Origin of the sequence: uncultured Lamprocystis sp. (assembly GCF_903933125.1) — a bacterium.
Taxonomy (GTDB): domain Bacteria; phylum Pseudomonadota; class Gammaproteobacteria; order Chromatiales; family Chromatiaceae; genus Thiodictyon.
Window position 1 is genome coordinate 23,332 of the sequence record NZ_CAIZIZ010000544.1, and the last position, 9,656, is coordinate 32,987.

At 66.3% G+C, this 9,656-nt stretch carries 12 protein-coding genes; 9 read left to right on the forward strand and 3 right to left on the reverse strand.

All coding sequences use genetic code 11. From position 1 onward, the window contains the following. Nucleotides 1–2 precede the first annotated feature (2 nt). Nucleotides 3–1,982 (reverse strand): class I SAM-dependent DNA methyltransferase, encoded by a 1,980-nt coding sequence (locus tag QZY03_RS29845; protein ID WP_295587673.1) that lies wholly within the window; start codon nucleotides 1,980–1,982, stop codon nucleotides 3–5. A 90-nt stretch (nucleotides 1,983–2,072) separates the two neighbouring features. Here QZY03_RS29845 and QZY03_RS29850 point away from each other — a divergent pair, with 90 nt between their 5' ends. Then, the gene (locus tag QZY03_RS29850; protein WP_295587675.1) at nucleotides 2,073–2,426 is read left to right on the forward strand and encodes a nucleotidyltransferase domain-containing protein; all 354 of its coding nucleotides are present in this window, start codon (nucleotides 2,073–2,075) and stop codon (nucleotides 2,424–2,426) included. After that, the gene (locus QZY03_RS29855; protein ID WP_295587677.1) at nucleotides 2,423–2,821 is read left to right on the forward strand and encodes a HEPN domain-containing protein; all 399 of its coding nucleotides are present in this window, start codon (nucleotides 2,423–2,425) and stop codon (nucleotides 2,819–2,821) included. The genes QZY03_RS29850 and QZY03_RS29855 overlap by 4 nt, the downstream gene beginning before the upstream one ends. Before the next feature lie 108 nt (nucleotides 2,822–2,929). Here the strand turns inward: QZY03_RS29855 and QZY03_RS29860 are convergent, their stop codons facing one another. Beyond that, nucleotides 2,930–3,481 (reverse strand): Uma2 family endonuclease, encoded by a 552-nt coding sequence (locus QZY03_RS29860; RefSeq protein ID WP_295587679.1) that lies wholly within the window; start codon nucleotides 3,479–3,481, stop codon nucleotides 2,930–2,932. Nucleotides 3,482–3,557: 76 nt separating this feature from the next. Here QZY03_RS29860 and QZY03_RS29865 point away from each other — a divergent pair, with 76 nt between their 5' ends. The 4 genes from QZY03_RS29865 to QZY03_RS29880 all read left to right on the forward strand — a co-directional run bounded on the left by QZY03_RS29865 (nucleotide 3,558) and on the right by QZY03_RS29880 (nucleotide 6,397). Beyond that, complete coding sequence (locus tag QZY03_RS29865) at nucleotides 3,558–3,932, forward strand: hypothetical protein (RefSeq protein WP_295587681.1); 375 nt, start codon at nucleotides 3,558–3,560, stop codon at nucleotides 3,930–3,932. Continuing rightward, nucleotides 3,923–4,693 (forward strand): hypothetical protein, encoded by a 771-nt coding sequence (locus tag QZY03_RS29870; RefSeq protein ID WP_295587683.1) that lies wholly within the window; start codon nucleotides 3,923–3,925, stop codon nucleotides 4,691–4,693. Before QZY03_RS29865 ends, QZY03_RS29870 begins: the two co-directional genes overlap by 10 nt. 206 nt (nucleotides 4,694–4,899) lie before the next feature. Continuing rightward, complete coding sequence (locus QZY03_RS29875; RefSeq protein WP_295587684.1) at nucleotides 4,900–5,973, forward strand: hypothetical protein; 1,074 nt, start codon at nucleotides 4,900–4,902, stop codon at nucleotides 5,971–5,973. A 7-nt stretch (nucleotides 5,974–5,980) separates the two neighbouring features. Then, complete coding sequence (locus tag QZY03_RS29880) at nucleotides 5,981–6,397, forward strand: hypothetical protein (RefSeq protein ID WP_295587686.1); 417 nt, start codon at nucleotides 5,981–5,983, stop codon at nucleotides 6,395–6,397. A gap of 378 nt (nucleotides 6,398–6,775) precedes the next feature. On the opposite strand, the gene QZY03_RS29885 is transcribed toward QZY03_RS29880, so the two are convergent. Further along, nucleotides 6,776–7,327, reverse strand: a complete 552-nt coding sequence (locus QZY03_RS29885) for a Uma2 family endonuclease (RefSeq protein ID WP_295587688.1) — start codon at nucleotides 7,325–7,327, stop codon at nucleotides 6,776–6,778. Between the two features lie 76 nt (nucleotides 7,328–7,403). On the opposite strand from QZY03_RS29885, the gene cbiB reads away from it, so the two are divergent. The 3 genes from cbiB (at nucleotide 7,404) to QZY03_RS29900 (ending at nucleotide 9,407) form a co-directional block, all read left to right on the forward strand. Beyond that, on the forward strand, nucleotides 7,404–8,369 hold the full coding sequence (gene cbiB / locus QZY03_RS29890) for an adenosylcobinamide-phosphate synthase CbiB (protein WP_295587690.1): 966 nt from the start codon (nucleotides 7,404–7,406) through the stop codon (nucleotides 8,367–8,369). 21 nt (nucleotides 8,370–8,390) lie between these two features. Further along, nucleotides 8,391–8,966 (forward strand): hypothetical protein, encoded by a 576-nt coding sequence (locus QZY03_RS29895; protein ID WP_295587692.1) that lies wholly within the window; start codon nucleotides 8,391–8,393, stop codon nucleotides 8,964–8,966. Nucleotides 8,967–9,056: 90 nt separating this feature from the next. Then, on the forward strand, nucleotides 9,057–9,407 hold the full coding sequence (locus QZY03_RS29900; protein WP_295587694.1) for a hypothetical protein: 351 nt from the start codon (nucleotides 9,057–9,059) through the stop codon (nucleotides 9,405–9,407). Nucleotides 9,408–9,656 lie beyond the last annotated feature (249 nt).

Here is a 9,656-nt window from a genome sequence, read left to right on the forward strand (position 1 = left end):
TACTAACGCTGCGCCTCTTCCGCATTGGCACAAATGCGCCTCAGGTCCGCGGCGGTCTCGTGCAGATGCGTAATCTCTCGCTCGGCGGCGAGCCGGACCTCCTGCTCGCGGGTATCGCGCTCCTCTTGGAGCTTGCCGATCTCCTTGACCGCCCGGGCGACCTGTTTGTGCCGTGCCTTGATCGCCGTGATAAGGCGCTTGCGGGCGCCATCGAATCGGACCTTGGGCATGGCCAGCCGCGCCTTGAGTGTGGCCTTGTCACCCCGACCGGCGGCGTCGATCTGGCCTTCGATGCGCTCGACTTCCGCCTTGAGCGGGGCCAGGGGGCCGAACCAGGGGTGCTCGGGGGTGATGGCCTCCTTGACTGCCTGAAGCTTCAGGTCCAGTGCATCCAGTGTCGCCAGTTCGGCCGTCAGCCGGGGGAGCGGTTCCAGCACCGGGCCGAAGGCATCCTCGATGTCGGTGAGGCGGGCGTCGCGCTTTGCCTCCTCCTCCAGGATCAGTTGGGCCTCCTGCGCGTCGATCAGAAGTTGCGCCTGCTCCAGGTCGCCGAAGGCGCGCCAGGGCACCAGGATGCGCATCAGGTCGGAGGGCCGCAGCAGGTTCTGCGGGTTGCCCTTCTGGAAGTGGCGCGAGGCCCAGATCATCAGGACCTTGCCCTGGCGCGCCGCGGGCTTGGCCTTGTTGAGCAGGATCAGGCTGCCCGGCACGCCGTTGCCGTAGAAGAGCTTGCTCGGGAGGACAACGATCGCCTCGATCAGGTCGGCCTCGATGAAGCCGCGGCGGATCAGATATTCGGCGTCGGCCTTCTGGTTCTGGCCGTCCTCGGCCTCGGTTTGCTCGGGCTGGCCGCGGAAGAGCACGCCCTGGGACATGACCACCATGCCCTGACCGCCCTCGCCGGTGTCCGGGTCGGCGTCCTTGAGCGACTTGACGATCTGTTGCAACCAGGCCCAGTCGCCGTTGCTCGCGGGCGGCATGCCGAACGACAGCCGTCCGAACTTGTCGCCGGCGGCGACGGTGTCGTAGCCCCAATCCTCCAGCGAGAAGGGCGGATTCATGATGACACGGTCGAACTGTTTGACGCGGTGATCCGCGGTCAGGTGGCGCGGGTCGCGCAGGCTGTCGCCCTGCTTGTGCTCCCACACCGGGATGCCGTGCAGGATCATGTTGATGCGGGAGATGTTGTAGGTGGTGCCGTTGGATTCCTGGCCGTGCAGACGCAGTTGGCGCAGGTCGCCGCCATGTTTCTTGACGTGGCGGATGCACTGCAAGAGCAGGCCGCCGGAGCCGCTGGCCCAATCGCAGATGGACATGCCGGCCTTGGGTTGCAGCACCTCGGCCATGAGAAAACCGACCTCGGCCGGGGTGTAGAACTCGCCGCTGGACTTGCCGGCGCGGCTGGCGAAGTTGCGGATCAGGTACTCGTAGGCGTTGCCGAACAGGTCGTCGGAGACATGGGCGCGGTCGAAGGTCTGGCTGCCGAAGTGGTTGATCAGGTTGACCAGCTTGTCGCGCGGTAGTTCGTCGTGCCGGTTGAAGTCGATCTTGCCGGTCAGGATGCCATCGAAGTTGTTCTCCCGGTGGGCATTGGCGCGTTCGATGGCGAGCATGGCGTTGTTGAGCGCGAGCCCGAGCAGGCCCTTGACTGAGCGCGCCACCTTGTTCCAGGCCGCCGACTCGGGCACGATGAAGTGGTGGTTCTGCGGGTCGCGCGCCAGTAGCAACGCCTGTTCCCGCGGGACCCCGGCGCCGGTCAGGGTCGCGACCTGGGTGAGGACCTCCTCATCGAAGCAGTCATTGATGCGTTTGTAGAAGAGCAGCGCGAAGACGTAGCCGCGAAATTCGGAGTGGTCGGCGTTGCCGCGCAGAATGTCCGCGGCCTTGTCGAGATAGGATTCAAGCTCGCCCTGGGTCATCCGGCGCGTCGGGCGCACCACGATGGGCGATTCGAGGGTGCTCAGGAGTTCGTCGAGGTTCATTCACGTCCAGTCAGTCGCGTACGGTGCGGGGAGGGTAGCAGGTGTCGCGGTCAGCGAGTAGAGTTTGGCAAATTGCGGTAAGCTGGAATCGTGAACACAGAATCGCCGCGCACCCTCGACCCGGATACGACGCTGGCCCTGCGTCTTTTTCTGGCGCACGTTGCAACACGCTACGCGGTCAGCGGCGCCTACCTGTTTGGCAGCCGCGCCAGGGGCAATTTTCGGGTGGACAGTGACGCCGATGTCGCGATCCTGCTGCGCGGCCAGCCAGGCGATTTTCTCGACACCAAACTGGACTTGGCGGATGTCGCGTATGACGTCCTGCTGGAGACGGGAATCCGCATCCAGCCGCTGCCGGTCTGGGATCTGGAGTGGGCTCACCCGGAGACCTACTCCAATCCGAGATTGCTCGGGAACATCCGCCGTGAGGGGATACGCCTGTGAACGCCGCCGAGATGATGGCCAAGGCGACGCGGGCGGCGGAGTCAGCGGCGCTGCTGCTCGATGTCGGCGACCTGGATGGCGCCTGTAACCGTGCCTATTACGCCATGTTCGATGCGGCCAGGTCCGCTCTACTCGCCGACGGCGTTCAGATGGTTGGCGAGATCCCCCGGACCCACGGTGGCGTGATTTCCGCCTTCAGCCTGCACTTGGTAAAATCCGGGCGAGTCTCCCTGGAACTCGGACGCGCCCTCAACCGCGCAGAGGAGATTCGTCTCGTTGCCGATTATAAAGGCGAGACGGTGGACCAGAAACATGCCGCGTGGGCGGTTGCCCAAGCCACGGCCTTTGTTCAGGCGATGCGGCAGACGTTTGCCGCAGATCCGCCAGGCCACTGAAGTATCTACAGCGATTCTACGAGCGTCGCGAAGAGTGCTTCCTAGACCTGATCTGGCCGCAAGTCGCAGAGAATGGCCACCCGGCATTGAGGGGCTGGACCGCAGCGGCTAACCGTCCGCCAGCAGATCGGCCAAGTCGAGCTCGATGGCATCGAACGGCGGGATGCGGCCACGGCCCTGATCCTTCAGGGTCGCGATTTCGCGCCAGTCCCCGCCGTCCAGGGCATAGGCGACCAGCGTCCGGTCCTCGGGCCAGATCAGCCAATAGAAGGGCACCCGGTGGCGTTTGAGCAATTGCGGCAGGTGGCGGGTGTCCTTGCGCTCGTGGCCGGGGGAGACGATCTCGCAGACCCAGTCCGGCGGCAGGTCGATGACCCCGGCGGGCGGTTGCGGCAGACGTTCCCGGCGCCAGCCGGCCAGGTCGTGTGACGGGCACTCGTGGGCCTCGTAGGCGACGCTGATTTCGGTTGCGAACCACCAACCGCCGCCTGGGCCGCCGGCACGATCGAAGGGTCCGAGCTGACGCGCGGTGCGCATTTGTGCCCGTCCATGGGCGAACCGCGTCATCGGCCGGCGCACGATGTCCCCGCCGATCAGTTCCACCCGCTCCTCGGATGACAGCAGCAGGTCATCGAGTGTCTTGAGTTTCAGCGCTTCCACCGGGTACCTCCAGCCAAGACGGCGACATGGAGTCATCATGGTGCCGCAACCGCCGCGCTCGCGCTAGGTTACACCGATGAACGTAGCCACTCACCTCGGAATCATCCTCACCGCCGGCCTGCTCGACGCCCTGTTCGGCGATCCGGTCTATCATTCCTCTCAGGCCCCATCCCCGTCGACCATTCAGTCTCCTACGATCATGCGCTATGATGAGGGTAAGACAAGAGCCAGCCTGACCGATCCCATGATGACTCCCATGACCCCCGCCAGCGTCGCGATCCGGGTGACTGGTGACTCCCATCGTCCGCAGTCCCATGCCTCCGGCATCCCGCGGGCCGCACGCGTCGATCCTGTTGCACGGCCGGTGGTGGGCACCGGGACGGTCCGCCTGATCGGGTATTCGGTTCCGCCCGGTGAAGACGGCAGCCGGCGGGTTCGCCCATGCTGGTAATCCGACCCAACCAACTTGAGGTATTCCGTGCGGCCGCCCGGGAGTCCTTCGTGGACGCCATGGTCGCGCACCTGGCCGATTTCACCCCACCCCTCTACAAGACACTCGGGCCGGATGCCACCCGCGAGGCGGTGCGTTGGGGGATGGAGCAGGCGGCGGGTTACGGCTTCCGGCAGCGCGGTCCGGTCCGCCTCTACCTGGAATTGATGGTTCTGTTTGGTAGCCGCTTTGCGACCGACCCGCAATACCCCTGGGCGGCGGCGATTCTCGCCGACCAGGATGCGGCCAGCCAGATGCGCCGAGCCAGGACCCTCCATCGGCACGTGTTGAAGTACCGTCAAGCCGTCGCCGGCCCGGGGGACGGTTGGACGCTGCGCGCCTTGCGCAACATCCGCGCCTGGGCCGCCGGCCCGATCGATTTCGCCCCGGACCGACTGGTCCCCACCATGCTCGATGTCTGCACGGCGATCTACCCGGAGAAGGCCGCCTATGTCGGGCACGAGGCACTCACCGCACTGATCCGCAAGGGCGGTCAGGGGGCTCGTAATCAGCGGTTCACCAGCCCGCGTGCCATGGCACTGGTGGTGGTCCTGATGCTCGCCTTCGGCCACGGCTGCGGCACCGACCCTTTCTATCCCTGGATCACCCGGACCCTGCGTGATGAGCGCTTCACTGACCCCGCGGCCAGGGCGGCCCGGCTTGAGCAGCGGGCACTGACCTGGCTGGAGCGGGTCTTGGTCAATCTGGAGACGCCATCATAAGCAAGGGCGACCCCACGGACCCGGCCTCCTGTCCCGGCGACGATTGCGACTGCGACTCCGCCACCGAGCGTTGTCCACTCGAGGAGGCACGTTGCCGCTTCGCCCTCGATATCTCTCTGGCCGACCACGGTGACGGCACCATCCTGACCCCGCTGCGCATCCCCGCCTACGGTGAGACCGACGACACGACCAGGCATCACGCCTATGTGTCGTTCGAGATCGAGATCTCCGACAATTCGGCCGAGACACTCAGTGTGGCGATCACCGTCGGGGCGGATCACCGGGTGGTTTACCAGGAGGACCTGCACGATGATGCCCTCGCCGTCGGCACCCACGAGTGGCGATGGGATGGCTACAGCAACGGCAACGTCCTGGATACCAAGGTTCTCAAGGACCCGACACTGGAACTGCGCCTCCAGGGTACCCGCTGCGGCGTGCGCCAGGAGCAGACCATCCGCTTCGACAACGAGGCGAAGGAGCAGGATTGGGTGGATGTGGTGATCGACCGGGGCGCCGGGACGGTGCAGGTGGAACTGCGCGTCGATCTGCGCGATGGGGGCGCGCACGGGGTCGGGGAGGTTCCACCGGCGGAGATCTTCGCCACCGGCGCCACCCCCAACTACAGCGTCATCCCGGCGAACGACCCGCGGCGCCAAGCCCATGTGCGCCAGCGCAGCTTCGATGACCTCAAGAACCTCGCCGTCGCCGGACTCGCCCGCTACTGGAGCCGCGATGCCGGCAACGGTCTCATTATCTCGACCGACCACGGCGACTTTCAGGTGGCCACCCGTCCACGGGTGACGACCGAGCAGTCCATGGACGACGTAGGACTCGAGTACAACACCAACGGCGACTGGGGGCGGTCGTCCAACCCGGGTTCGGTGCGCGGCTTCTTTTCCTTCATCGCCAACATTTTCATCCCCGAGCGGACCATCTACAATGCCGGTTGGATCAAGTACGACGGGGGCTGGGTCTATCAGAATCTGGCCGACGAGGATCAAGACTTCAGCCACACCAGCGCGCACGAGATCGGCCATGAGATCCTCTCGGCCTATGGCGGCGAGGACTATTCCTACGGGCACCGCGGGAGCTCCACGGTCATCACCCAGTCCACCCTGAACCCGGCCGCGGGCGGCGTCACCTATCCAGCCGCCGGCGAGATCGACCTGATGAAGTATTACAATGGGGTCAGGCCGTACGATTTCTTTGCCCGCAACGTAGCCAGCATGCAAGACGTGAAGTCGCTGATCTGGCTTGCGCGCGTCGAATTCGATGATTGATGCAATCATGACCACACCGGCCCGCGGACCCATGGTCGCGTCGTTGCTGTCCGCCCTGCTTTTCCTGGTTCTGGCCTCAGGCTGCAAGTTCGACGCCCGGTACCAGGAAGACATCCGTTTCCCAGCCACCCTCGTCATCGTCAACGAAACCGGCGTTTCCCTGACCATCGACGCCATCCGGAGCCGCCCGGATGCGGACGGCACCTTCGTCCTCAACGGCGATACCCTGGCCCCTGGTGCGGTCCTGCGGCGGCGGGTCAGTAGCCGCGCCTATCAGGTTCTGCGTGACGGCGCCTTTTTTCTGAACGGCACCTGCGGCGGGCGGACCCCCTGGGAGGTCGCCGGCCAGCGGCTGCCGCGCCAGGGCGTGCAGGACGGCGAACGCTGGGACCTCACCGTCACCATCACCCGCTGCGATCCCTGACGCCGGGCTTCCCCGGCCGGTTGCGGTAGGTCGCGCGTCCGATTCGCTCTGGATTCCCGGAGCAATGGCGAATGCCGCGGCCTTGTGAAGGCGCGCCGGAGCGCCCCGGAAAACACTCCAGGCGGGGCGAATGCCCGCGCGGCATTAGGTAATTTTCAGGAAAGGATCTACCGACGTGTAGGGGCGACTTTAGTCGCCCCGACCCCCTGCGGGCCTTGCTGCACCCGCACAACAGACAGGAGCTCGATTTTTCAGCTGAACGCGGCGCCGCCGCCCGCTAAAGCGTCGACCTCCGGTCGCGCCGCCCCGGTCACCGGAGGTTGAGCCCGCGTGGTACTAAATTTTTCGGAAATCACCTAAGAGGCTGAACCGCAGCGGCTAACCGTCCGCCAGCAGGTCGGCCAGGTCGAGTTCGATGGCATCGAACGGGGGGATGCGGCCACGGCCCTGATCCTTCAGGGTCGCGATCACGCGCCAGTCCCCGCCGTCCAGGGCATGGGCGACCAGCGCCCGGTCCTCGGGCCAGATCAGCCAATAGAAGGGCACCCCGTGGCGTTTGAGCAACTGCGGTAGGTAGCGGGTGTCCTTGCGCTCGTGGCCGGGAGAGACGATCTCGCAGACCCAGTCCGGCGGCAGGTCGATGACCCCGGCGGGCGGTTGCGGCAGACGTTCGCGGCGCCAGCCCGCCAGGTCGTGTGACGGGCACTCGTGGGCCTCGTAGGCGACGCTGACCTCGGTCGCGAACCACCAACCGCCGCCTGGGCCGCCCCGACGGCTGAACGCAGCGAGTTCCCGCGATGTCTGGCTTTGCGTATACGCATGTGCGAACCGCGTCATCGGCCGACGCACGATCTCGCCGCCGATCAGCTCCACCCGCTCCTCGGGTGACAGCAGCAGGTCATCGAGTGTCTTGAGTTTCAGCGCTTCCACCGGTTACCTCCAGCCAAGACGGCGACACGGAGTCATCATGGTGCCGCAACCGCCGCGCTCGCGCTAGGATCCACCGATGAACGTAGCCACTCACCTTGAAATCATCCTCACCGCCTGCCTGCTCGACGCCCTGTTTGGCGATCCGGTCTATCGGCTTCATCCCGTGCGGCTGCTGGGTGCCTTGAGCCTTGCCGGAGAGCGTCTGCTCTTTGCCGTCGGTCTCAATGGTCGACTTGGGGGCCTGCTGCACTGGGTTCTGGTGGTCGGCGGGGCGCTCTTGGTTTGGTGGGGGGTCCACCTGGGGCTTACGTGGCGGCATCCCTGGCTGGCCCTGGCCTGGGACTGCTTCATCGCCTACAGCCTGCTGTGCATGCGTGACCTGCTGGTTCATGGACAGCGGGTTCTGGAAGCGCTGGACGACCTGCCGACCGCGCGCCGGCGGCTCGGGATGCTGGTTGGCCGTGAGACGGATCAACTCCAGCGCGACGGCGTGGTGCGCGCCACCATCGAGAGTCTGGCGGAGAATCTGACCGACGGGGTCCTGACTCCGCTGTGGGCGCTCTGTCTGTTTGGCCTGCCGGGGCTGATTGTGGTCAAGGCGGTGTCGACGCTGGATTCGATGGTCGGCTACAAGAACGCCCGCTATGCCCGCTTCGGCTGGGCCGGAGCGCGCTCAGACGATCTGGTGCACTGGCTGCCGGCGCGCCTCTCGGTCCCCTTGATCGCGCTGGCCGCCGCCCTGCTCCGGCTGCACCCGCGGCTGGCCGTGCAGACCGCCTGGCGCGATCACGCCCGCTTGCCGAGCCCCAACTCCGGCTGGAGCGAGGCCGCCTGTGCCGGCGCCCTGCGGGTGCGCCTGGTCGGACCGGCGCGCTATCACGGTGAATGGGTTGAACGCGACTGGATCGGCGACCCCCACTGGCCGGCCGATCTGGATGGCAACCACCTGCGCCGCGCGCTGCGCCTGATTCTGGTCTGCTGCGTGCTGGCACTGTTGGCCGGATTGGCGCTCGCACCGCTGCGAGCGCTGTTGCCTTGGTAATGAGAAAAGGGCCTGGACCAGTTGCTATTCGCCTGCGCCGATGTAGTCCTGGGACTCTATGCGGACCGGGCCATGCGGCTGTTCCGGAGTCTCGCCCCGGTGGTACTGGGTTTGAACCTGATCGCCTGCCTGGCCTTCGTCGCGCTGCCCCATCTGCGCGTCGGCGATGCCGCCTTGTTCGTCGGATTGGTCGCACTCTGGGTCGTGACCTCCTCGGTCCTGCGTGCGCCGCTCTATGCGCTGATCGCGCGGCGCGGTCAGGCGCCGGGGCGGGCAACCGCGGTCGCCCTGCTGGGCATGGGTCTGGCCGCCGCCCTGGCGCCGTACCTGGGGACGGCGCTCAAGGGGATCGATCCGCTGCTGCCGTTCACCCTGTCCGGGGTCAGCCTGGCCCTGGCCACCGTGGGTTTCGCGGCCTGGGAGTCGCGCCAGCGGCCGGCCGACCACGTGGCGGACAGCGTCCCCCGGCCGGCCTTCACCAGCGTCGGACGCTTGCTCGCGGCGATGCTGCTGCTGGGGGCGGGACTTCAGGTGCATGTTTTCGTCAACGCCGCGCCGCTCTATAAGGGCCTGGCGGACCCGGCCCTGCTGCCCTGACTGCTGCCGGTATTCTGGATCGGCTTCAGTCTGGCGGTCGGTATCGGCGAGCCGGTCGTGGCGCGCGTCGGGGCGCGGCGAAGTTTCGCCTTGGCGGCACTGCTTGGCACGGCCGCCTGCACCGCGTGCCTGGCTGCGCCCAATCTGCCGGTGCTGATCGCCTTGCAGATCGTGGCGGGCACTGCCTGGGGCGGGATCTTACTGGCCGGACTCGGACTGGCCGGCAGTGTCGGCCGTCACGGCCGCGAGGGCCTGTTCGTGGGGGCACTCTTTGCCATCCTGGCGCTGGGGGCGGCCGCCCGCGTCGGCCTGACCCTGGCCGGCATCCCCTTCTCCGGACAGGTCACCCTGCCGTTGGCAGCAGCGCTGTGGGGCGCGGGCACCCTACTTTGCCTGGCGTGGCTGCGGCCCCGAGCAGGAGTCGAAGCAGCAGACCGCTGAACCGACCGGCACGCCCCGGTCAGCGCGGATTATCTATAGCCATCGGACGTGATAACGGAACCTAGCAGGCTGTCGGACTTTAGGCGATTTCCGAATAAGACGCTATCAAGAATCAAGCTCCGTAGGAGCCCGCTTGCGGGCGACGTGACCTGCCGGAATCGCGTCATTGTGCCCCCACCCGTCGCCCGCAAGCGGGCTCCTACGAGTTGGATTTTTCGCGGAAATCACCTTAAGGCGATTTCCGGGAAA

Coding starts and splice junctions, on each gene's coding strand:
- cbiB (WP_295587690.1), top strand. CDS start 7,404: ATGAACGTAGCCACTCACCTTGAAATCATCCTCACCGCCTGCCTGCTC.
- QZY03_RS29870 (WP_295587683.1), top strand. CDS start 3,923: ATGCTGGTAATCCGACCCAACCAACTTGAGGTATTCCGTGCGGCCGCC.
- QZY03_RS29880 (WP_295587686.1), top strand. CDS start 5,981: ATGACCACACCGGCCCGCGGACCCATGGTCGCGTCGTTGCTGTCCGCC.
- QZY03_RS29865 (WP_295587681.1), top strand. CDS start 3,558: ATGAACGTAGCCACTCACCTCGGAATCATCCTCACCGCCGGCCTGCTC.
- QZY03_RS29845 (WP_295587673.1), bottom strand. CDS start 1,982: ATGAACCTCGACGAACTCCTGAGCACCCTCGAATCGCCCATCGTGGTG.